At 42.2% G+C, this 23,352-nt stretch carries 21 protein-coding genes, 1 riboswitch and 1 other annotated feature; of the genes, 4 read left to right on the top strand and 17 right to left on the bottom strand.

Annotated elements, in window-relative coordinates:
- Nucleotides 1-9: 9 nt before the first annotated feature.
- The 3 genes from BVI01S_RS11660 to BVI01S_RS11650 all read right to left on the bottom strand — a co-directional run bounded on the left by BVI01S_RS11660 (nucleotide 10) and on the right by BVI01S_RS11650 (nucleotide 3,042).
- On the bottom strand, nucleotides 10-789 hold the full coding sequence (locus tag BVI01S_RS11660; protein WP_269146693.1) for a YwaF family protein: 780 nt from the start codon (nucleotides 787-789) through the stop codon (nucleotides 10-12).
- Nucleotides 790-988: 199 nt separating this feature from the next.
- Complete coding sequence (locus tag BVI01S_RS11655) at nucleotides 989-1,783, bottom strand: alpha/beta fold hydrolase (RefSeq protein WP_082804722.1); 795 nt, start codon at nucleotides 1,781-1,783, stop codon at nucleotides 989-991.
- Nucleotides 1,784-2,040: 257 nt separating this feature from the next.
- Complete coding sequence (locus BVI01S_RS11650; protein WP_034759808.1) at nucleotides 2,041-3,042, bottom strand: DUF3231 family protein; 1,002 nt, start codon at nucleotides 3,040-3,042, stop codon at nucleotides 2,041-2,043.
- Nucleotides 3,043-3,240: 198 nt separating this feature from the next.
- Between BVI01S_RS11650 and BVI01S_RS11645 the strand changes: the two genes are divergently transcribed.
- Nucleotides 3,241-4,134: a glycerophosphodiester phosphodiesterase gene (locus BVI01S_RS11645; protein ID WP_061810248.1), complete on the top strand. Its 894-nt coding sequence runs from the start codon at nucleotides 3,241-3,243 to the stop codon at nucleotides 4,132-4,134.
- Between the two features lie 46 nt (nucleotides 4,135-4,180).
- Here the strand turns inward: BVI01S_RS11645 and BVI01S_RS11640 are convergent, their stop codons facing one another.
- Entirely contained in the window at nucleotides 4,181-4,477 is a 297-nt protein-coding gene (locus tag BVI01S_RS11640) for a TIGR04104 family putative zinc finger protein (protein ID WP_034759813.1), read from the bottom strand.
- Between the two features lie 217 nt (nucleotides 4,478-4,694).
- Here BVI01S_RS11640 and BVI01S_RS11635 point away from each other — a divergent pair, with 217 nt between their 5' ends.
- Nucleotides 4,695-5,426, top strand: a complete 732-nt coding sequence (locus tag BVI01S_RS11635; RefSeq protein WP_280512995.1) for an MBL fold metallo-hydrolase — start codon at nucleotides 4,695-4,697, stop codon at nucleotides 5,424-5,426.
- A gap of 39 nt (nucleotides 5,427-5,465) precedes the next feature.
- On the opposite strand, the gene BVI01S_RS11630 is transcribed toward BVI01S_RS11635, so the two are convergent.
- Together BVI01S_RS11630 and BVI01S_RS11625 are read right to left on the bottom strand one after the other, a co-directional pair.
- Nucleotides 5,466-6,071: a YitT family protein gene (locus BVI01S_RS11630; protein ID WP_061810246.1), complete on the bottom strand. Its 606-nt coding sequence runs from the start codon at nucleotides 6,069-6,071 to the stop codon at nucleotides 5,466-5,468.
- 127 nt (nucleotides 6,072-6,198) lie between these two features.
- Nucleotides 6,199-7,263 (bottom strand): bifunctional transcriptional activator/DNA repair enzyme AdaA, encoded by a 1,065-nt coding sequence (locus tag BVI01S_RS11625; protein ID WP_034759819.1) that lies wholly within the window; start codon nucleotides 7,261-7,263, stop codon nucleotides 6,199-6,201.
- A gap of 191 nt (nucleotides 7,264-7,454) precedes the next feature.
- Here BVI01S_RS11625 and BVI01S_RS11620 point away from each other — a divergent pair, with 191 nt between their 5' ends.
- On the top strand, nucleotides 7,455-8,372 hold the full coding sequence (locus tag BVI01S_RS11620) for a hypothetical protein (protein ID WP_061810245.1): 918 nt from the start codon (nucleotides 7,455-7,457) through the stop codon (nucleotides 8,370-8,372).
- 71 nt (nucleotides 8,373-8,443) lie between these two features.
- Here BVI01S_RS11620 and BVI01S_RS11615 read toward each other — a convergent pair whose 3' ends face one another.
- From BVI01S_RS11615 to BVI01S_RS11605, 3 genes are all read right to left on the bottom strand, one after another.
- Entirely contained in the window at nucleotides 8,444-9,049 is a 606-nt protein-coding gene (locus tag BVI01S_RS11615; protein WP_034759824.1) for an alpha/beta hydrolase, read from the bottom strand.
- 13 nt (nucleotides 9,050-9,062) lie between these two features.
- Nucleotides 9,063-10,043, bottom strand: a complete 981-nt coding sequence (locus tag BVI01S_RS11610) for a ring-cleaving dioxygenase (protein WP_061810244.1) — start codon at nucleotides 10,041-10,043, stop codon at nucleotides 9,063-9,065.
- Nucleotides 10,044-10,224: 181 nt separating this feature from the next.
- The gene (locus BVI01S_RS11605) at nucleotides 10,225-11,067 is read right to left on the bottom strand and encodes an STAS domain-containing protein (protein WP_061810243.1); all 843 of its coding nucleotides are present in this window, start codon (nucleotides 11,065-11,067) and stop codon (nucleotides 10,225-10,227) included.
- A gap of 470 nt (nucleotides 11,068-11,537) precedes the next feature.
- Here BVI01S_RS11605 and BVI01S_RS11600 point away from each other — a divergent pair, with 470 nt between their 5' ends.
- Entirely contained in the window at nucleotides 11,538-11,735 is a 198-nt protein-coding gene (locus BVI01S_RS11600; RefSeq protein ID WP_061810242.1) for a hypothetical protein, read from the top strand.
- A gap of 160 nt (nucleotides 11,736-11,895) precedes the next feature.
- On the opposite strand, the gene metH is transcribed toward BVI01S_RS11600, so the two are convergent.
- The 8 genes from metH to BVI01S_RS11560 form a co-directional block, all read right to left on the bottom strand.
- Nucleotides 11,896-15,342: a methionine synthase gene (gene metH, locus BVI01S_RS11595; RefSeq protein ID WP_061810241.1), complete on the bottom strand. Its 3,447-nt coding sequence runs from the start codon at nucleotides 15,340-15,342 to the stop codon at nucleotides 11,896-11,898.
- Nucleotides 15,323-17,170: a bifunctional homocysteine S-methyltransferase/methylenetetrahydrofolate reductase gene (locus BVI01S_RS11590; protein ID WP_061810283.1), complete on the bottom strand. Its 1,848-nt coding sequence runs from the start codon at nucleotides 17,168-17,170 to the stop codon at nucleotides 15,323-15,325. Before BVI01S_RS11590 ends, metH begins: the two co-directional genes overlap by 20 nt.
- Before the next feature lie 19 nt (nucleotides 17,171-17,189).
- Nucleotides 17,190-18,374: a cystathionine beta-lyase gene (gene metC, locus BVI01S_RS11585; RefSeq protein ID WP_061810240.1), complete on the bottom strand. Its 1,185-nt coding sequence runs from the start codon at nucleotides 18,372-18,374 to the stop codon at nucleotides 17,190-17,192.
- On the bottom strand, nucleotides 18,367-19,491 hold the full coding sequence (locus BVI01S_RS11580; protein WP_034759838.1) for a methionine biosynthesis PLP-dependent protein: 1,125 nt from the start codon (nucleotides 19,489-19,491) through the stop codon (nucleotides 18,367-18,369). The genes metC and BVI01S_RS11580 overlap by 8 nt, the downstream gene beginning before the upstream one ends.
- Before the next feature lie 91 nt (nucleotides 19,492-19,582).
- A riboswitch (SAM riboswitch) is annotated at nucleotides 19,583-19,692 on the bottom strand.
- Nucleotides 19,693-19,800: 108 nt separating this feature from the next.
- Nucleotides 19,801-20,799: a tryptophan--tRNA ligase gene (locus BVI01S_RS11575; RefSeq protein ID WP_061810282.1), complete on the bottom strand. Its 999-nt coding sequence runs from the start codon at nucleotides 20,797-20,799 to the stop codon at nucleotides 19,801-19,803.
- A gap of 60 nt (nucleotides 20,800-20,859) precedes the next feature.
- Nucleotides 20,860-21,101, bottom strand: a binding site (T-box leader).
- 66 nt (nucleotides 21,102-21,167) lie between these two features.
- Entirely contained in the window at nucleotides 21,168-21,794 is a 627-nt protein-coding gene (locus BVI01S_RS11570) for a metal-dependent hydrolase (protein ID WP_034759841.1), read from the bottom strand.
- Between the two features lie 94 nt (nucleotides 21,795-21,888).
- Complete coding sequence (locus BVI01S_RS11565; protein ID WP_061810239.1) at nucleotides 21,889-22,515, bottom strand: NUDIX hydrolase; 627 nt, start codon at nucleotides 22,513-22,515, stop codon at nucleotides 21,889-21,891.
- A gap of 22 nt (nucleotides 22,516-22,537) precedes the next feature.
- Nucleotides 22,538-23,194 (bottom strand): HAD family hydrolase, encoded by a 657-nt coding sequence (locus BVI01S_RS11560; RefSeq protein ID WP_061810238.1) that lies wholly within the window; start codon nucleotides 23,192-23,194, stop codon nucleotides 22,538-22,540.
- Nucleotides 23,195-23,352 lie beyond the last annotated feature (158 nt).

The raw sequence follows: 23,352 nt of genomic DNA, 5'->3' as shown, positions 1-23,352 counted from the left end.
TTCATCTAATTACCTTTCACTCTTCCGATTCTTTTTAAAAAGATAAAAAGGAGCATAAAGAAGTAAAAATAATAAAAGACTCACCCCTTCGAGTGAAAGGAGATACCAGGGATACTCCCCTAAATAATCGATCGGGCTTGCGTTATACGGTTTATGCATGAGAAACATGTAATTAGCTCCAACCACTTTGTTAACTGCATACGCTATGACTGCGATTCCATTCAATGCTGCAAACGCCCTCATCAGGGACCCGAATGTCAATCTGTACCCTTCTATCCAAACCATGTACAAACATGATAGAACAATAGACAAATGGGCGAGAAAGAATTGAAAATACCGAAAATGGGGAAATCCAAAAAATAATTCAGGGGTGATAATGGCAATAAATGCCCCTGACATACTGGAAAAAAAACTAATTTCAAATATTCTATAATTGTTGCTGATAAGCATAATGGTACAAAGATATAAAGATAAAGAGCATAATTGAAAAGGTAAATTTATCGTTACATCCCACTGATCATTCAAACCATACCAAAACTGGAAAGACACTTCGCTTAATACGAGCAAAATAACCAGCAACCATTTCAACCAACTCTTCGCCATGCCCTCTAGACGATTTCTAAAGATAAATAAGCCCGCCATGCATCCTACAGAAAAAATGATCGCTGCCAAATGAGAACCTGAAAACAACTCAAACGGATACTCCTCATACCTGAAATTCAAAACCTCACGAATCAAAACCTCAAATCCCCCCAACCTACACCCATCTATACTATATTCTCCCAACACGCCTCCATTTCCTTTAAAGGGACGGACCTTGATTTTACCCCTTACTTTCCTGATCTAACGCCTTTTATAAGCCCTTCTTAAGGGACGGACCTTTCAACCCTATTACCCAGCATTCGGTATGTCTATTCCATCAACTTATCCTATTCCAAAAAAAGGAACAAAAAATCTCCCATTTCGATTATGAAATGGGAGATGCAAATTATTGAACCTTCTGCAGAAGGACCTGTTTATTATGAATAAAATCAAGCGCCAGCCGATTAAATTCAGTCGGCCTTTCAACATTGCAGACATGTCCGCAACCGTCAAGGAATACCTTCAAAGCTGAAGGATCTCCTTTTGTATCTTCATCAAGTGAACGGACAAACAAATGATCTTCTTTTCCTGTAATGTACAGTTTGGGGATATGTGAGGCCCTTTCCTGTACAGATGCATAGGTCGATTTCACATACGGAGTAAGCTGGTACCACCCAAGAAAATCTTTCCGTTTCATTTTCTTTGCTTCTCGAATAAATAACTTTCTTGAAATTCTATGATTTCTTTTGGGCATCATGACGTATGCGAATAATTTATATAACCACATGAATGGAATCATGCCTTTAATCGCATGTCCCGCCTGCAGCAATGTGTTTGATAATAAATTAAAACGAGTGATGCAGCCTCCAAGAACAGCCGTTTGCACCCTATCTGGAACTTGTTGCATCAATTCATGAATAACCACTGAACCAAGAGATATCCCGATAAAATGAGCTTGTCGAACCCCAATTTCATCCAGAACTTTTACGATCTCACGAACAATTAAATTGATTGTGAACGGCTCATTATAACTATCAACTCCTGGTGAATTCCCATGACCAGGCAAGTGAACCGTCACGACGTTATAATGTTTTTTAAAGGTTTCCATTTGTTTGCAGAAGATACTTGAGGTTCCTCCGATTCCATGAAGGAAAACCACATACTCTCTGCCGACTCCCTGATGTACGTTGTATTCTAGCATCCATTTCTCCTTATAAACAGCACAACCTACCAAAAACCTGGAATGAATCAGGTAATCGATCAAGCACCGTCTTCCTCTTCTTACATTCTCTCTAATAGGAAAACCGTATTTCCCAATCGAATCACATGATACTCTCAACGCTTTTGAAGCCTTACCTTAATGTTTCTTATATTCTATCCTATCCAGACGTTCTTTGTCATATAGAAACAAAAGAAATTCCGAACATTTTGTGATGAATGAAGGGTTACCGGTGGCCCTTATTTACTCAAGTCTTTCCGGTCATCCTGCTGTGGTGGCTGCTCCATCCACCCCCGCTCAATTAAAAGCTTGAGACCCGTCGCCCCATATTTCATGATTTCGGTCACAAACAGCATGTAATGAACGGATAAGTCCTTTCTCGTCGACATCGTGATGGCATGACACAATGTAGAAAGGCCGACTGAATTGGAAGATGAAATGAAAAACAACATTAGTTTTTCCGAAAACGGCGCGATAGTGGAGTCTGTCACTTCCATAGAGACAGGATAAGTGGGAAACGCGTCATCTTTTACTAGTACGTTATTGAATGTTGAAATTTGCTTTTCACTTAGTTTTTTCCCTTTTTTAAGATACTCTTTTACTTCTTTGTCTCTGGACGTTTGGATGAACCCCTTCAATAATATGATGCCAATACAATTCCGCTCAATCACAAAGAATAATTCGCTTAGTTCCAATGCATTAAGAGGTCTTGTTTCCCCTAGCCAGCTTTCTAATAAAGAAGGCTGATGGTCAATATATTCAATGGACTTGGGATAATTTATCTTTGGCGGACGATCATAGATCCCCTTTTCCAACATCAGTTGAAGTGATCGTTTATACAGGGAGAGAGCTTTCGTCAAGCACTTTTCGAAAAAGTCATACACATCGGAACGGGCAACTGAGCTTAAGATGGTCGTAAAGTGGCTGCTTGTAACCTGTCCTCCCCGATAAACAAAGCTGAGTACAAATATATCCGTGTATAGAGGCGGCGCAGACGTATCCACATCCTTTTCCGTGAAACCTGTGGGAATGGGGAATCCCTCCGAAACACATAGATTCTCGATTTCCCTCATTATTTCAACATTGGTTTTCAAGCTGTCTTCAATGAGGGAAATAATACTCTCATCTCTCAGGTACGTAAGAAAGTGCGTATAAAAACAATTCAGTGCCGAGGATTTAATGTACGTCGTCCATAAAGCGGAGATTTCTGATGTAGTCAATCTGATATCCTGTTGCTCCATCTGACGGCTCCTTTTCTTTTTGTTATAGTGTTTTCCTAATGTTGTAAATTATTCTGGCATCTTTGGACATACGTCTTTCGCCTCAGCTGTCATATTCCATTCATATAATCTTCACATACCCTTTTCATTCTTCTCCATTTCCATTCACATTCATTTTATATCCTTTAGATGAGCTTATATCAGAAGGGAAAAGATAAAATGAATACACTGGTTAGAAATATTTGTTTATCAGCAGCAATGATTGGAATCGGGGCCGGTACGGTTCAGACTGCCTCTGCACAATCAGGCCACCCACCGATGAATGACAACAAATTTCTGAACATAGCACACAGAGGGGGATCAGGTTACGCCCCAGAACACACGCTGCCATCCTATCAATTGGGTGACGAAATGGGCGGGGACTACATAGAACTTGATCTCCAAATGACGAAAGATGGCAAGTTGATTGCCATGCATGACGAAACACTTGATCGAACAACGAATGGGACCGGACTTGTTAAGGATTATACATTGGACCAAATCAAAGAATTGGATGCGGGTTCATGGTTCAATAGGATGTATCCGGATAAGGCTAAGTCAGAATATAACGGCCTTAAAGTACAGACTCTTGAAGAAGTCATACAACATTTCGGAAAAGACAAGCATTATTATATTGAAACAAAGTCACCTGACGTATATCCCGGCATGGAGGAAAAATTACTTAAGATATTGAAAGAATATAATCTGACTAGACAGAACGGCCCATCCAGCAGAGTGATCATCCAATCTTTTAGTGAAGCAAGCCTTCAAAAAGTTCATGACATGAATGCAAACATCCCTCTTGTCCAGTTAATTGATTATAAAAAGGATGCAACCATCACGGACGAGGAGCTTGACCATTATGAAGAATACGCCGTTGGTCTTGGAATGAGTTATAAAAAAATCGATGAAGCATATGTAGAAAAAGTACGGGAACATGATCTTCTTATCCATCCTTACACTGTCCTTGAAAAAGAAGATATGAAAAGGTTGATTGAGTGGGGAGTGACGGGAATGTTTACGAACTATCCTGATCGGTTAGAGGAAGTGTTAAAAGAAATGAAGAAGAAATAGTCAATGATTATAGAAGAGAGCTGCCATGATAGGCAGCTCTCTCTATTTATTTTTGCTTATATTCATATTTAACAAATAACGGAAGAAAAAGTGAAATAACAAACGCCATGAGAACGATAAGGCCGAATGTCAACGGCTTTGAAAGCCCTTGGGCAGGTGCGATTAATAAACCGAATACTACAGCAGGTACGATAATAAGGAGGGAAACAATGAACTTTGAAACAAAATTGATTGTATGCCTCTTTCCACAATGGCTGCACTCAATCGGTTTATAGGAACCCCAAATTGAAAACACTATCTCTTTCCACTTAAATTGATTACTACATACATTACATTTCTGCAAAACGTTGCCCCCTATATCAAACAACTACTTTTTCTCTAGTTTACCATTTTCAGCATGGGAGTAATAGATGATATTTGAGGTCCGTCCCTGGAAAAGATGTAGATACAAGCAGGGATTTTCACATTTTATTCGAATATTGTACTATAACACTAATTGGTAAGGAGTAACTGCGTTGATACAATCTTTCAAATTAAATGTTCAAACTTTTGGTCAAAAAATGCCCGTTTATATTTTTCAGGTCGATGACGTTCTTGTAGACACGGGGCCTTATAGTATGAAAAACGAAGTTCGTACCATTTTCAAAGAGCTTCCAATCAAGCGGGTCATCCACACCCATCACCATGAAGATCATACCGGCAATAGTGCTTGGATTGAACGATTTTATTCCCTTCCACAATGGATTCACCCCCTGGGAATCGATAAGTGCAATCATAGTACCAAATTGCCTTTCTACCGGGCGATGTTTTGGCATAACCGCCCTTCGTTTCATCCGAAGGCTCTTCAAGAGCCTACATTTGACACCGAGCACCATTCTTTTCAAATCGTTTATACTCCCGGGCATGCTGAAGATCATATTGTCCTGATCGATGAGGAAAAAGGGGTTTGCTTCTCCGGAGATTTATATTTATTTCATTCTCCCACATCTAATTTCTCGTTCGAATCGGTACCAGAACTGATTCGTTCCATAAACAAAGTCCTGACGTATTCCTTTGAAGAGGTGTATTGTTCTCATCAAGGCTACCTGAAGCACGGTAGAAAGCTGCTGGTAAAGAAAAGGGATTACCTTATCCGCCTCCAGGAATCTGTCACGAAAGCTCATCAGGAGGGGAAATCAGCCAAAGAAATACGGAAAAACCTTCTGCCGAAAAACAAACTGTTTCAATACATCTCTTTCTTTGAAAATTCTCCTACACATACCGTCAATTCGATCATCAAAGAAATATCCTAAATGAAAGGTCCGTCCCTCACAGAGGGACGGACCTTTCATTTACACATTTTCGATATGTGGAAGGCTTCGCCTGATATCAAACTTGTTGATGGTATCCACGATTCTTGTCGCGATGAATTGACACGCTATGGCGAATAGAATGATTTTCAGATCCACTACGATCCCTGTTAACAGTAATACACTGCCATTAATGGCGAATAACGTCTTCCCGGGTGAGTATCCTTTCAGCTTGGAAATGATTAAGGCTAAAATGTCCATGCCCCCGGAGGATGCACCCATCCTGAATAGGACTCCGACGCCAATTCCAAAAAGGATGCTTCCAATGAGAAGATCCACAAATACAAATGAAACAGTACCCGTCATCAATGGATCTGCCGCATCCACCACCACTGATGTGACTGTTACACAATACATGGTCCAGAAGGCATTTTCCTTCCCGAGCCACTTCACAGCTGCTCCCAGTAAACACGCGTTCATAACCCACAAAGTAACAGCAAACGGGACATGAAGTAAATAGTTTAATAGCACACTCACACTTGCTGCACCACCGGAAGGGATGAAGTGGGGAAACAAAAACACGGCCATAGCCAAACCTTGTATGGTTGATGCCAACCCTAAAATGACTGCTTTTCTCAACACACCCATATGTACATTGCTCCCAATTCTGTAAGAACTCTATTTCATAGTCTAGTAGCTCTTAAGAGAATCTGCAATACCTAATTACTCATGGAAGCATTGAATCTTGTACATATGAGAGAATAACTGCTTCATATCAATAACTGCCCTTCTTATCTGCCACCTTCCTTTCATGCTCAATCAACCATTTTTTCCGGTTAAGACCTCCCGCATATCCCGCAAGATCACCATTTGCCCTAATTACTCTGTGACAAGGTATGATGATGGCAAGTTGATTACATCCATTTGCCCTTGCCACTGCACGAACGGCGGCAGGGTGATCTATATTTTGGGCGACCTCGGTATAAGATCTTGTTTCTCCGATTGGAATTCTTTTCAGCTCCCTCCATACATTTCTTTGGAATGAAGATCCACTCATATGCACAGGAGTGGTAAACGCTGACAAGTTCCCGTTAAAGTAAGCATCCAGTTCCTTTTCAATGGAACGAAGTGGTTCTGATGAGCCCGGGATGATGGCTGACTTTGTTTTATGCCTCAACCTTTCCACTTCCCGTTCCAGTCCCCGTCTGTCAACAAACTCTAATAAATGAAGTTCCTTTTCATCAGAAATCCCGATCATCGGCCCAAGTTTGGTATCGATCCACGCTGTTTTCAACACAGTATTGCGTTCGGAGCAAGCCGGGGCTGAACCCATTATTTTTGAAAAAGCGTCTCTAAATCCGCTTGCTGATTCATAACCGGTTACATGTTGAGCGTCAATGACCTTGACACCAGATCTGATTTCTTTCATGGCCAGCCCCATCCTGCGGGCTCTCGCATATTCAACAAATGTCATACCAAATCTTTTCTTAAATTGGCGCCGGGCAGTGGATGCATCAACCGATAATTGTTGAAAATCTTTATCCTTCCAACGCTTTTCCGGATTTTCCTCAACAGCCTCCACTAACATTTTCACCACTTCCGATACACTATTCGGGTGAGATAATGGCTTACATCTCTTACAAGGACGATAAGATGAAAGCAATGCTTGTTCTGCTGTCTCAAAGAATTCACAGTTCTCAAATTTGGGTTTTCTGGCTGGACAAGAAGGTCGGCAAAACACTCCGGTTGTTTTCACTCCGACGAAAAATACACCTTCATAATCCGGTCTCTTGTCTACCAGTGCCTTATAATACTCTGTTTGCAATTTAAGCGAAATCACACTTGAGTTCCCCCCTACATCCATTTCATAATCCTATTATACATCCATCCAAATCCGATGCAGCCGAAAATCAGGCATCGATTTTTTTAGAGGGACGGACCTCTGAGTTTTTCACTTAATAAGCAGGGATTCTTCCTCCCAATCGTTAATCTATTACTATAACCAATTATTTAATATAAGGAGTTTTTCATATGAACCTTTCCCCCGGGCAATGGAAAAAGGCAAAAGATTATATCCTGCAGAATGCCAGGCCCCTTGAACAGAAGTTATTCAGCTTTCACTTTGAAGAAGGAAGTAAGGACGCAGCCATGCATGAGTTATCTTGCTATCAAAATGAGGACGGGGGATTCGGTCAGTCAATCGAACCTGACTTTCGACTGGACAGGTCCTCTCCACTTGCTACCACCATTGGGTTACAAAGAGCAAAGGAATTAAGACTCACCGGCAGTCATCCTATCGTTCAAAAGGCTATGAATTATTTACAGAATGAATACGATGGAAAAAACGAAGGTTGGAATGCTGTACCAGAAGAGGTCAATCTAGTGCCTCACGCACCATGGTGGCATTTCGATCATGAAAAAGGTCATTGCGGCGTCCAAACGACTTGGGCAAATCCAAATGCAGAAATCGTAGGATATTTCCATCGGTTTCAACCCGATCATCCCCGTCTTCAAGAATGGACGGAAAAGGCGATCAGAGAACTTACTGGATTGGTCGAGCCAATCGACATGCATGATTTCCTCTGTTACGAAAGGTTATTAAATGAAGTGGAAGGGAACACTTCATCCACTCTATTCAACATCCTCTCGACGAATGTGCGTAAAACGGTCTGCACGGATCCTGAGAGGTGGAATGAATATGTGGCAAAACCGCTTCAGGTAGCAAGTGAACCTTCATCACCCTTTTATGAGATATTGAAGGATGTCGTACAGGTACAATTGGTGAAGGAGTTAGAATCCCAACACCATTACGGGTTCTGGCAGCCCACTTGGTCATGGTTCGGGCACTACGAAGAAACATGGCCGGATGCGGAAACGGAATGGCGGGGAATTTTGACGCTGGAAATGTTAAAAGTCTTCAAGGCACATCAGATGATTGTAACCACTTAATAGATAGGGTTCTTCTATTGTAATCTACAAAAAAACTCCGAAAGACAACTGTCTTCCGGAGTTTTTTACCATCATTTAAAATTCTTTTCGAACCATTTCTTCGCTTCCTCCACCTCTTCCCGACGAAGCTCATGCCCTCCATCTGTCCAGAACTCCGTAACGGGAGAATGGGCCTTTTTCAGGTTTTCCACCAGTTCCTTTGTTTCATTCATGGGGATGAGGGGATCCCGCTTACCGGCACCAATAAAGACCGGGACACCAGATAAATCCGGCAGTTCGATCCCGCGTCTTGGTACCATGGCATGAAACAGGATACCGGCTTTCAATGATTCTTTTATATGGTACATCATACTTGCTGCTATGTTTGCTCCATTGGAATAGCCCAAGGCTACCACATTTCCTCGGTCAAATTCATAGTCAATCGCGCTTTCATCAATGAATTGCTTCAATTCATTCGTACGGAATACTAAATCCTCTTCATCAAAGACACCTTCACGTAGGCGGGCAAAAAAACGGGCCATTCCATTCTCGTCCACGTTCCCTTTCACGCTTAAAACAGAGGCTTCCGGTGCAATCATTTCGGCAAGGGGAAGTAAATCACGTTCATCTCCCCCTGTACCATGCAGCAATAAAAGTGTAGGGAGTTCATTGTTTCCTTGCTTAAAGATATGTTTCAAGAAATTTTCCTCCTTATTCTTTCGTATCCAATGGTTTTAACTTCGCTTCAATGGATTCTCTTTGGGCTTCGAAATATGGTGGAAGTGATAAATTTTGTCCTAACGTATCAAAGTCCTCATCCGTTTCAAAGCCTGGACCATCTGTTGCAAGTTCGAATAGAATACCATTTGGTTCACGGAAATAAAGTGAACGGAAATAGTAGCGCTCCACAAAACCTGAGTTCGGCAGGCGGTTTTCTGTAATCCAGTTTACCCATTTTTGCAACTCCGTTTCATCTTCAACCCGGAATGCTACATGGTGTACGCTACCTCTTCCAGGTCTTTCCACGGGAAGGTCATTTCTTTCTTCAAGATACACTTCTCCACCTGTTCCGCCTTCCCCTGTTTCAAATACCCGGATATCGGCCTGGCCTTCAACGTCAGAAGGAAAGCTTCCAGTTTCTTTAAAGCCGAGAACATCTTTGAGTACGGCCGCTGTGCTCTCCCCACGGGCGACGGTCAATGTGATAGGACCTAAACCGACAACCCCATGTTCAACTGGTACCGGACTCTTATCCCAAGGCTTCCCGCCAGGCACTCCTTCATTTGTTTCATCAGATACCAGCATGAGACGCTGACCTTCGAAATCACGGAAACGTAACGTAGATCGGCCGGTGTGATGAGATATATTATCATGGTCCACTCCTAACTCTTCAAAACGTTTCTTCCAATAAGACAGTGAGTCATCCGTCTTTACCCTTAATGCCGTCAATGAAATACTGTTCGTTCCTTTATATGTGTGTCCTGCATGTGGAATCTCAAAGAATGTAAGGTCCGTCCCTGGATTCCCTCTTTCATCTGCATAAAATAGGTGATATACAGAGGTGTCATCTTGATTGATGGATTTTTTCACTAATCTTAATCCCAGGGTTTTCGTGTAGAATTCATAGTTTTTCTTTGCATTTGCTGTTATGGCAGAAACATGATGCTGCCCTTTTAATGGTTTTAAGTTCATTTTATTTTCACTCCTTAAGAGATAGTATTTACCTTATAGTTGTATCATACACGATATTTATCTTTAATTCAAGATATTTTATTTCAGAGTTTTTACTTCTTCTTATGATCGTGAAATGGAACGCACTGAATGTAAAAAAAAACATCCATACACGATGTACGGATGCTTTTAGTCGGTTTGATCATATCTCATTGTTTTTGATTGTTAAAGCTTGTGACAATGTTGAGGTGATAGTGAGATGTTCGAAATTCAATCCAAGTTGAACGGCCGTTTGAGCGATTTCAGGTCGCAGCCCTGAAAGAATTGGTTTCACCCCAATCAATTGAAGTGCGTCGATCAGCTGGAAAATTTGATGAGCTACCATCGTATCGATTAATACGACACCGGATAAATCGATGAACAATTGGGAAACTTCCATATCTACACATTGAGCCAAGGCATTTTCTAAGATGAGCTCCGCCCTTGTAGGATCAATGTTCCCTACAAGTGGCAAAAGAGCCGTATGTGAATTCAGGGATATGACCGGCGAGCTGAGTTCATAAATAATTTCCTGCTGATTTTGGAGCTGTTGTTCCACAACTTCAGACTGTAACTCCACAAAACGTATCATGACCCGGTCGAATGCTTCAATAATCACCTTGCTCCATAAATTAAATTGATTAAATATACCCTCATCCAAATGAGAATCTGCAAATTCTTTCAAGAAATCCAGGTATTGATTTCTTACCCTCATAAATTCCTTAAGGATATGATGAGTGGGGGTATCTAAATGTTCCTTATCATTCGCAAGATTTAAGACCCATTCATCAATATTCTTTCTGAATGTTTCCCGATCCTCCGCAAATACATTGCAAAGGATTCCATGAAATTCAAAATTTTGCTTCTTTAAGGTTTCAATTACTTTCGGATCAGTTGAAGAATAAACGCCACTGGTAGCACTTTTATCCAGGGATTCATACCACTCATCTGTCAATTGACGAGCCTTCCCCAATAAAAATGTATGTACTTCTTTGTTTCTATGCATGTATGATTCCTCCTATAATATCCATCAAAATGTTCCGTTTCCTCTTCCCCTTCTGACGTTATGAGTAGTCTGGAAATCATACTCTTTTCAAGTAGAATGTTCAAAACTATCTTATCTCTCCTTCTATTATATAACACATTCATGCATCAATGTCATTTAGAGCCACCCCGGGAATGAATACAATATGAAATCGCAAGGTAAAAAAAGCGGCTCATGTGCTGGAAAAATAAAAAAGTATGAATAATAAGCATTTTCAAATAATATTACATTATTTTGTAAATAACCTCTACAATTCACAATATAAAGTGTATAATGGGGGCATTACCAGAGAAGCAGACAGCAAGGGTATGTCTCGATATACTATTTTGATGTATAGGGATCTCCTATTAGAAACCAACCTCTAATCTTAATATGATGTCGTATTCTTACTACTTAGTCATATGTCAAAATAGTTGGGAGCTGATGAGAGAATGAATAACAATCTGACAAGAAAGTGTATCGAAACGCTTGCTATCCAAAGTGCCTATCATTTTTGCGAGACTATCGGTCTTAAACCTAGCTTACTTAATTTAACAATGATCACAGGATTTTCTGAAGAAAAGATTCTCGAAATACTTGAAACCAAGTTTAGTAATCAAAGTGTAAAAACAGAAGATCACTCTTTCTAACTCTGTATTTCCCCTTTATTACTCTACAAGCAGATTTCCCTTCATCTCTAATGTTACGTTCTGCCATTGCCAACCTATCCATGAATAGCAGTCCACTTTCACTCATGACCATAAAGAAAAAGGCAGCTCCATTTCTGGAAGTTGCCTTTTTAATAGATGATCATAATACATTAAAATATCTTGCTTCCGGATGAGCGAAGACCATGGCCGTTACAGATGCTTCAGGTTCCATCATGCATCCGTCTGTTAGCTGGATTCCAATTTTTTCAGGCTCGAGAAGCTTAAACAGCTTCTTCTGATCCTCAAGCTCAGGACATGCGGGGTACCCAAATGAAAACCGTTGACCTTGATAATGGGTACGGAAACGGTCCTGCATCGTAAAGTCTACCGGATCCGGGAAACCCCATCTGCTTCGCATCATTTCATGAACTCTTTCAGCCAAGCCTTCTGCTGTTTCCAAGGCAATGGCCTGCAATGCATGACTTTCCAGGAACCGCCCTTCCTCTTTCAACTTCTTAGCCCACTGCCTGATTTTCACCCCGGCCGTTACGGCGAAGAATCCGACATAATCCATTTCCCCACTTTCAACCGATTTCAAGTAATCCGCTAAACACAGATGCTGATTCCCTGATTGCCTCGGAAAATGAAATCGTTCCACTTCGGTTGATGTATTTTCCGGGTGATAAATGACAACATCATCACCATCGGACTGAGCAGGAAAGAATTGATATCGTGCAGATGCATGGATCATTCCTTGCCTTTTTGCTTTTTGGAACAACTCATCCGTCACGGCTTTGAGACGAATCGTTCGTTCATCCCCTTCCTCCAGCAATCTTGAAATTTTCCCTTTAATGCCAAGGTGATGACCAAGAAGCATTTGCTGATTGATATATGGGTGGATTTGATCCAGTGAAAATTCCTTTATCGTATGAGGTATCAAGTCTGATGGAACATGAACCTTAACTTCCTTAGATACGGTAGAACGTGCTTTCACTGCAACGGATGATGTGGCTCGACTAGACCGTTCTTCATGTACTTCGAGTCGGCTTTGTTTCTCACGGCTTTCCTCTTCCAGTTGCACTCTTGTTTCTTCATGTTGAATTCCATTCATGATACTCAATCCATCCATTGCATCCTTGGCATAAAGCACCAGCCCGTCGTACTCCTTACCGATTTTGTTTGTAGTGAACTTTCGGGTGAGGGCAGCACCCCCAACTATAAGAGGAACTGAAATATCGGACTGCTTTAAATCCTGAGCCGTGATGACCATTTGTTGTGCAGACTTTACCAGGAGACCTGACAAACCTACGATGTCGGGCTTTTCTTCCCTTATGACTTGAATCAGTTCCTGCGGAGTTACTTTAATACCTAGATCAATCACTTCATACCCATTATTGCTGAGGATGATATCCACAAGATTTTTACCGATATCATGCACATCCCCCTTAACCGTAGCCAAAATCACTTTTCCCTTGGAAGAGGAACTTTCCGTTTGTTCCATATATGGTTCCAGATGAGCGACGGACGCTTTCATGACCTCGGCACTCTGTAACACCTCCGCAACGATCAGCTGATTATCATTAAATAATCTTCCAACTTCGCTCATTCCGTCCATAAGCGGGCCATTGATGATATCAAGGGGAGCCTCATATTTTTCCAAAGCCATGTTTAAATCAGCTATCAACCCCTCTTTCGTGCCTTCCACTACATAATGAGCCAAACGTTCTTCTAAGGTCATTGTGTTTACTGGAGCCTTTACTTCTTTCTTTTTCCCCCTATAAAATGCTGTAAATTCAGCAAGTGATTCATCCGTCGTTTCAAATAAAAGCTTCTCAGCCATTCGGACTTCTTCCTGAGGAATAGAGGCAAAGCGTTCTAACTTCTCCGTGTTGACTATGGCATAGTCGAGTCCAGCCTTTGTACAGTGATAAAGATACACTGCATTGAGGACTTCCCTTCCGACAGGGGGCAGCCCGAATGAAACATTGCTGACGCCAAGTATATGAGGGCAATCAGGCAAGGCTTCTTTAATCTTCTTGATCCCTTCCACCGTACTATTGGCTGATCCTATATATTGCTGATCCCCCGTACCGACCGGGAATACGAGAGGGTCAAAGATGATATCTTCAGAAGCAATCCCATATTTCTCGGTTAACAATCTATGTGAACGAAGAGCAATGTCCACCTTTCGCTCCACTGACACCCCCATTCCCTTCTCATCGATCGTCCCGACCACCACTGCCGCTCCGTAGGCTTTCATCAATTTAGCGACCTTGGCAAATCTTTCTTCTCCGTCTTCCAGGTTAATTGAATTAATGATCACTTTTCCTTGAGAAAATTTCAACGCGGCCTCAAGCACCTTCTCATCCGTTGAATCGATGACAAGTGGGACCTTAACTTTCTTCACCACTTCCTGGATAAAAACATTCATGTCCTCTACTTCTTCCCGGTCAGGGTCGGCAAGGCAGATATCGATTACCTGGGCACCGTTTTTCACCTGCGCCCTTGCAATCTCAGAAGCTTCTTCTATCTTATTCTCTGCAATCAATCGTTTGAATTTACGTGAACCGATGACATTCGTCCGTTCTCCGACCAGAATCGGTCTTCTGTCTTCATCCTCATAGATGAAGGCTTCAATTCCCGACACCGCATGGGGATGAGACACATTGGGTTTACGTGGCGGGAATCCCTTCACAACCTCTGAAAGGGCACGTATATGCTCCGGTGTCGTCCCGCAGCACCCTCCTACAAGATTCAGCCACCCTTTCTCAGCGAAACCTTTCATCTTTACACTCAGGGAATCAGCTGTCTCATTGTAGTTCCCTTCTTCATCCGGGAGACCGGCATTCGGATAACAGCTTACATAGGTAGTGGCCAAATCCGATAACGAACGGACGTGGTCACGCATGAATTCAGGTCCCGTTGCACAGTTAAGGCCAACGACCAAAGGGTTTAAATGTTCAAGGGATAAATAAAATGATTCAACCGTTTGACCGGCCAGTGTAGTGCCCATAGGCTCAATGGTTCCGGATAACAGAATCGGGATTTCTTTCCTTCTGGATTCAAAAGCCGTTCGAATGCCGATGTTCGCTGCTTTTACATTTAAAGCATCTTGACTCGTTTCAAGTAATAGCACATCAACTCCGCCATCGAGAAGGCCTTCTGCTTGGACACGGTAGTTATCTGCCATTTCATCAAAGCTGACTCCACCTGTCACGGATAACGTTTTCGTAGTAGGACCAAGCGATCCAGCAACGAACCTTGGCCATTCGGAAGTCGAGACATCTTCTACTGCTTTCCTGGCGATTTCAGCAGCTACTTTGTTGATTTCATATGCTTTATAGCCTAAATCATATTCGTCCAGAACGATAGGGGTTGCACCAAAGGTATTTGTTTCAATGACATCAGCCCCCGCTTTCAAATATTCCAGATGGATCTGATAGATTACCTCCGGCGCTGTCAATACAAGATTTTCATTACATCCTTCCAGTTCTTCCCCTCCGAAATCCTCCTGTGATAAATTTGCTTGTTGAAGCATCGTCCCCATTGCTCCATCAAGTACGAGTATTTTCTTTCTAAGCTGTTCTTCAAACAATGTGATGGCCATAGGGAACCTCTCTTTCCGTGTTGGTTTTCTCTTGTATATGATGAATCAGTTCAATGCTCATATCATATCTTACAAAAGGTGTGATCAGATAAATGCCATTAAACAGCTGGATTGCCGTATCCAGCAAGTCTTTGGCTATTTCCATTCCGACTGCTCCAGCTATGACGGGATCATTTCCTGCTTCCTTCATTCTTCGTCTCGTTTCCTCCGGCACATTGATTCCTGGTACTTCATGGTGAAGGAATTCTGCGTTTCTTGAGCTGATTAACGGCATAATTCCGATGAAGATCGGAACATCCAGATGCTTCGTTGCCTCATACACTTGAATCAGTTGTTCTTTCCCAAAGATCGGTTGAGAAATAAAATAGTCGGCTCCTGCTTTCTTTTTCTTTTCCAGTCTTTTCACAGAAGCGTCTAAATGACGGAAGTTCGGATTAAAGGCTGCCCCGACTGAAAATTGAGTCCGCTCCCGCAGTGACTTACCGGAAAACGATATTCCCTCATTATTTTGTTTAATGAGTTCTATAAGTTCCAGGGAAGAAAGGTCATATACGGATGCAGCACCTGGAAAGTCCCCGATTTTGGCAGGATCACCCGTTATCGCTAATAGGTTGTGTATCCCTAATGTGTGCAGGCCCATTAAATGGGATTGAAGTCCGATCAGGTTTCGATCCCGGCAAGTGATGTGAACGAGAGGTGTAAGATCGTATTTCGACTTTACCATGCTCCCGATTGCATCATTACTAATCCTTGGCGATGCCAGCGGATTGTCGGCAAGGGTGAGAGCGTCAATGCCGGCTTCCTTAAGCGCCGCCGCTCCTTGGAAAAACAGTTTCGTATCAAGATGCTTGGGTGGATCGAGTTCAACGATGACCGTTTTCTTTTCTCTCACTTGCTCATGCAGCAAGATTCCCTTGATGGATGGTGAAGATAACTGAACTACTTTTTTCTTTTTCACCTTTTTTTCCTTCACAGGCTCCCGGCTTTTTAATCTTGCAGCTACAGAACGAATGTGATCGGGTGTGGTTCCACAACATCCCCCAATGATTCTTGCACCCTGAAGACGCAGCTCATTGCTGATATCCCCAAAGTAATCTGGCTCAGCGGAGTAATAGAATCGACCTTCTTCATAGTTTGGGAGACTCGCGTTAGGATAGACGGATAGAAACGCCCTTTTCGGTAAGGGAACTTCCTCTAATGAATTCACCATATGAAATGGTCCCATCCTGCAATTGATGCCGACGACATCCGCTCCCAATAATTCCAATTGTTGAAGGGCATCTTTGATTTCCATTCCATTTTGAAGGACTCCTGTTTCATGAAGGGAAACCTGAGCAATGACGGGAATATCCGCTTCACGTTTAGCAATGTTCAGCACTGTGGTCAATTCCTCGAAATCATAATTGGTTTCCAGCAGAATACCATCTACACCCTCTAATAATAAACAGTAAAGCTGTTCACGAAAGCTTCTTTTGATTTCTTCGAGGGACACATTTTGTTTAATGCCCCTGATTCCCCCGATCGTGCCTAGAATATAGGTGTTCTCTCCCGCTGCTTTTCTAGCCAGACGCACTGCAGCTGTATTAATTTCTTTAACCGAATCCTCCAATCCGTATCTGGAAAGCTTTTGATAATTGGCCCCGTACGTATTGGTCTGTATGATATCGGCTCCGGCATCGATATACTCTTTATGGACTTTCAACACTTCATTTGGGTGAGAAAGATTCAGTTCTTCAAAGCATCTGTCCACTCCATATGAATACAACAATGTTCCGATGGCTCCATCTGCAATCAAGATTCTCTCTTTCAATGCCTCCAGCAATGGCATCATGTCCCATCCTCCCCCTTTACAAATTGATCACGTTGTTTCGATTGATTTTTTGTATACTATCTAAACCATTTTGAAGATCCTTTATTAATTCATCCGCGTTTTCAAGACCAACGGATAAGCGCAATAACCCATCTGTAATCCCTCTTCTTTCTCTTTCAGCTTTAGGCATGGAAGCATGTGACATTCTTGATGGATAGGATAGAATCGATTCGACAGCTCCTAAACTGACGGCGAATACAGGAATGTTTACATGTTTGATGAGTTGCTTCACTTCCTCTTCCCCTTTTAACCGGAAAGATAGTACCGCCCCGGGACCCTCTGCCTGCCGGACTTGAATTTCACGACCGGGATGATAGCTCAAGCCCGGGTAATACACTTCTTCTACTTCCTTTCTGCTTTCCAGGAAGCTTGCAATCTTATAAGCCGACTCCGATGATTCCTTCAATCGGACATGCAATGTTTTCAGCCCCCTTAAGAGCAGCCAGCAATCCTGTACCCCGAGTACCGCCCCAAACGAATTCTGCAGGAAAGCAAGTTTCCCCGCAATCTCTTCATCTCCCGTTACCGCAAGTCCTGCTAAGACGTCACTATGTCCGGCAAGAAACTTCGTTGCACTGTGCAGTACAACATCCACCCCTAGACTGATTGGCCTTTGCAGCAATGGCGTCATGAATGTATTATCCAGAAATGTTAAGCAGTCATTTGCCTTGGCAAGCTTCACGACCCCTTCAATATCTGTGATATTCAATAAGGGGTTCGACGGGGTTTCCATATAAATCACCCTCGTATTGTGCTTAATTGCACAAGCCACCTCATGAAGATCTTTCATATTCACAAAGGAGTATTCTATATCAAATTTAGTAAGGACTTCCGTGATCATCCTGTATGTCCCCCCATATACTTCCTCCGAGACGAGTACGTGATCCCCACTCGACAATAATAGAAAGCTTGTTGAGATGGCAGCCATACCGGATGAAAAGGCAAAACCCCTTACCCCGCCTTCTAATTCCGCTATCGTTTCTTCGACTGTTTCCCTTGTTGGATTCCCCGAACGGCTGTAGTCATACGTACCATACTGATCAAAATCCTGTTGATGAAAGGTTGTAGCATGATGAATCGGTGTAGAAACAGCTCCTGTCTCTTTATCAAATCCGCGGGAATGGATGAGTGACGTCTGAAGTGAAAATGGTTTTTTACTCATACGTTAACACCTCTTTTTCCAATTGTTGAAAAACATTCTCCAAGTCTTCGATCAGGTCGTCGATAAATTCTATTCCTACAGAAAACCTGAGCAATCTGTTACAGATGCCAAGTCTATTCCTTTCTTCTTCAGGAATGTCGGCATGGGTCTGGGTGGCAGGATAGGTGATAAAGCTTTCAACCCCTCCTAAACTTTCAGCAAACGTTATGACCTTTAGATGTTGGAGGAATGGACCGACCCATTCTTCCTTGGCAATGCGAAAGGAAAGCATGCCCCCTTTCCCGGGATATAAGACGTCCGCTACACAGTCATGCCCTTTAAGATACTGGGCTAATTTTCGTGCATTCTTTTCATGCTGGGCCATTCTGAGACTAAGGGTCTTCAACCCTCTTATTAAGAGCCAACAATCAAATGGTGCAAGGACTGCGCCGATTGAATTTTGAATCGTATAGATCCTTTCAGCCAAGTCCTCTGTGTTGACTATGACAACTCCGGCCAGAACGTCATTATGGCCCCCTAAGTATTTGGTAGCGCTGTGAATGACCAGGTCTGCTCCCTCTTTGAGCGGTTTTTGCAGAACTGGTGTATAAAAGGTATTATCGACGATTAAAAGTAATCCACTCGCCTTTGAAATGGCTGCGACCTCAGAAATATTTGCTTCATTCATTAATGGATTGGTTGGTGTTTCAAGAAAAATAGCCTTCGTCCTCTTCGATATGTGCTCTTCTATAGAATGAGTATCACTTGTATCAACAAAATGAAATTTGATATTATATTGGGCTTCATACTGAACGAATAAGCGGTAGCTTCCTCCGTAAAGATCCTTCGATACAATCAATTCATCCCCACTTGAGAATAAACCCAGAATTGCCTGAATCGCAGCCATTCCCGAACTGAATGCAAATCCTCTATGCCCCTCTTCCAATTGAGTCAGTAATTCTTCAAGGGTCGCCCTGGTTGGGTTTCCTGTTCTCGTATAATCATAACCGGTTGATTCACCGATTCCTCTATGTTCATATGCTGTCGATAAATGAATGGGCAGACTTACGGCACCAGTAGCTGGATCCTTCCGATTGCCTGCCTGGACAAGCAAAGTATCAATATGTTTTTTCAACATCCTTCTCTCCTTTTCGTCCCTAGAAAATGAAAAGGGGAAAAAACAAAAAACCTTCTTATGAAAATAAGAAGGTTTTATACGTTCGTTCTCCCTCTTATCGTCCAAGTTGACATCAACTTGCTGGAATTAGCACCATACCTGTTACTGTGGCTGGTTGCTGAGGTGTCTTCGGGCCAGTCCCTCTACCTCTCTTGATAAGAAACAATATGAAATTGTTAAAATGCTTTCTCATAACTTATAACAAAGACATACAAATGTCAATGACAATTATGAATTATCTGAAAAACATCATGATCATTTTATTCTATTTTAATGATACATTCCTATTTTCCTTTTGATCTCTTTCATGAATGGGATTGTTTTTTTTCGTGCTTTTATGGCTCCATTCAGTAAGATGGCATCCAGTCTATCCCGATTGTTCAATAGGTCTTCATATTCCGACCTTGGTACTTCGATGAATGAATTCATTACATCGAAAAGTTCTTTCTTCGCTTCCCCCCAGCCTATTCCTTGTTGAAATCTCCTTTTCATTTCTTCCGATTGATCAGTGGTTGCAAATTCTTTGTAAAGACCAAAAATGATTGAATCGTCAGGATCCTTAGGCTCTTCAGGAAGTGAAGAATCCGTTTTGATTTTATTGATCAATTTTTGAAGCTTTTTTGGTTCTTCAAATAAAGGAATGGTGTTATTATAACTTTTACTCATCTTGCGGCCGTCCAGTCCCGGTAGAACGGCCGTTTCTTCCTGGATGACGTATTCAGGGATGACAAATGTTTCTCCATATTGATTGTTAAAGCTTTCAGCTATGTCTCTGGCAATTTCCACATGCTGTATTTGATCTTTTCCGACAGGGACCAACTCGGTTTGAAAAAGGAGGATATCCGCAGCCATTAAAATGGGATACGTAAATAATCCCATATTGACTCCAGCATCAACATTTCTCCCGCTTTCTTTATTTTCTTCAACCATTGATTTATATGCGTGAGAGCGGTTTAATAATCCTTTTGGTGCAAAACAAGAAAGGATCCAGCTCAGCTCAAAGATTTCAGGCACATCAGATTGACGGTAAAAAATCGCTGAATCAGGATTCAACCCTAATGCTAACCACGCTGCCGCCACCCCATAAGAAAGCTCCTTCATTTCAATGGGATCATGGATTTTTGTTAAACCATGATAATCCGCAACAAAATAAGCAGTGTTATATGATTGGTTCTCCGCCAATCCCAATGCCGGTTTAATCGCCCCAATATAATTCCCCAAATGTATACGGCCAGTTGGCTTGATACCAGTCAGAACTTGTTTTTTCATCCCCATCATACCCTCCGTTGAAAATAATCAGAAAACACAAAAAGGGCTTCCCGTCCTCTAAAAAAGGACGGGAAACCCGTGGTGCCACCTTCATTCGTTTACACTTCAATAAACGCACTCACCTGTACAGAAGTAACGTTCTATACATCGTCCCTTTTATCGGTGAGACCTTCCGCCAGAACCTACTTCTTTTCAGCCTGGATGCTCAAAAGCCCATTCAACGATTCCCCATACTGATTCTCACCATCCATCAGCTCTCTTAAATGTTTCGATCGTCTACTCTTCTTCTTCATCGCATTTAACCATTTATTGTGTTCCCATTATTTTAATGGATAGGTAAATAATGGTCAAGTGGGTATAAACACATTTTACATTTCTTTTGACGAAAGAGGAAGGAAGAGCTTTATGCCTCTCTTATTAAAAGGGAGAAACTTCATATCCGCGATCAAATGACTCGCATATCCGATGACACATGCTTCAAATACTCCATCAATCAGGATAGAAGTCTCGAGATAACGAGCGATGATAGCATAGTATATTAACCCCATTACAGAGTGGGTATAACTGCGATGTGACACGAAGGAAGCAATAAATATATAGATGCCCAGTAACCATAACCATATTTCATTTAATTGCCATCCACATGCCGTCACACCTATGCCGGTAATCATCAGCATTCTTCTCTGGGTGATGAAGCTTGTGAATAACATCATTCCTGCCCCATAGCCAATCCCAAGCCACCGTTCTTTCCCAATGCCTTCCAGGTAGCTGTACACCATCATGAGAAAGCCGATGATTTGCGCCACCGACCTGATCATTTGGGGGGAGAAAGTAACTTTGTTACTAAGCTTTCCATCAATATCCAAATCAGGTATGAGTCCGGATATCCCGCCGATTGCTACAAGTGCGGCTGTCGCACCTGGGCCGGATCCAAATGAGTTCGCCACGATAAAACCTGTTGCTGCTCCAATTGCCATGTGCGCTGTGCCGTTCAATGTTTCTCCTACTCTCTTTCACAGTATGTATGTACCAAATATTCATGATAGCCTTCATCATCCATTCCCGCTATGGGAAAGAGGAATTATTTTCTTACATTTTCTGTTCTATTCGATCGATGATTTCGATAAGGTAGGGCCTTTCATGAGGGACGAAATGATGATAACCGGCCTTTTTGCTGATATAGTTCTTCACCCCGCTCTTGGTGACAACAAATCCTTCCAGTTCGATTTCTGCTTTATCATGTTGAATAAGCGATTTGAAATCGGACAGGCTTGAACGTAAAATACCTGAAACTTCCTCCGTCTGAAGCTGAAATTCCTCGTATGAGACCGGCTTGATATAGAGGAATACATTGGTATGCTCCCTGTCTATCATATTTTCTTGAATGAGTTCCCCTTTTACCACCCCCAGATCCTCCAATTCCTCAAACTTGAGCTTGATTCCCAACTCTTCATGGACTTCCCTCACACCGTCTTCAATCTTCTCATCGGACAAAATATGTCCGGCGGCCGTAATATCCAAAAGACCGGGAAAATCCTTCTTATCGTCACTTCTTAACTGAAAATAGATGAAGGTTTCCTTCAAATTGTCGTCATAATGAACAAACCAGCAGTGAAAGGTCTCATGCCAGTAACCCTTTGTGTGCACCTCCGAACGGCTCGTGACCCCTAACCTATCTCCATTCTCATTCAAAATGGCCAGTTTTTCCTCCTCCACTCGATCACTCCTCTCTCTTATTTCATTTCACGTTCTCTAAATATTCTCTGATTTCAATCAAGTCACCGACCACGATGTCTGCTTCTTGTAACTCATTTTCCTGAGAAAAATCAAAAGCACATCCGATGGAGAGGAACTCATTCGCCTCGGCTCCTTTAAAGTCAGATCGTCTGTCTCCGATCACAATTCCGTGACTGAGATCATGATCCACCTTCACTTTCCGAATGAGTTCACCCTTATCCTCAGATTCAATATCCTCAATACTATAGCAGGATAAGATCCATCGATCCAACCCGTAATATTCCACGATTGCCTCGAGATAACGTGGATAGCCGTTACTTGCCACAAAAATCGGAAATCCCCTATCGGCCAAATAGGCTAAGAGGTCCTCTGTATGGGGATAGAGGGCGCCCATTCCATCCAGTATGTTTTGAATCAATTTATCCTGAAATACTTCATTTACTCTTTCATGTGTATGAAAGGGATGCAGGGGCAATAGGGTCCTCCACACATCAGAAAGGGGGACACCCATTATTTCTCTATATTTTTCGAGAGGTGTATCCCCCTCCCACATTTCTTCATCTCTAAGTAATTGGAAGGTATCGTGAAGTGAAGCCTCAAGAATGCGGTGTGTTTGAAATAATGTACCATCCATATCAAAAATCATTGCTGCTTTCATCTATATTCTCCTTTATTGCCATACGCACAGTCAGTATCCATGATGATTCGATCTTTCCACGAGCACTAAGCCATATCTAATCATATCAAATTTCCGCCCACTGTGAGGCAAACAATCTATAAGTAGGATTTGGTCCACCATCCTCAGACATAAAAAAA

Origin of the sequence: Rossellomorea vietnamensis NBRC 101237 (genome assembly GCF_001591825.1) — a bacterium.
Lineage (GTDB): Bacteria > Bacillota > Bacilli > Bacillales > Bacillaceae_B > Rossellomorea > Rossellomorea vietnamensis.
Note: the sequence above shows the minus strand (reverse complement) of the source record. Positions and strands in the feature narration are given on the sequence as shown.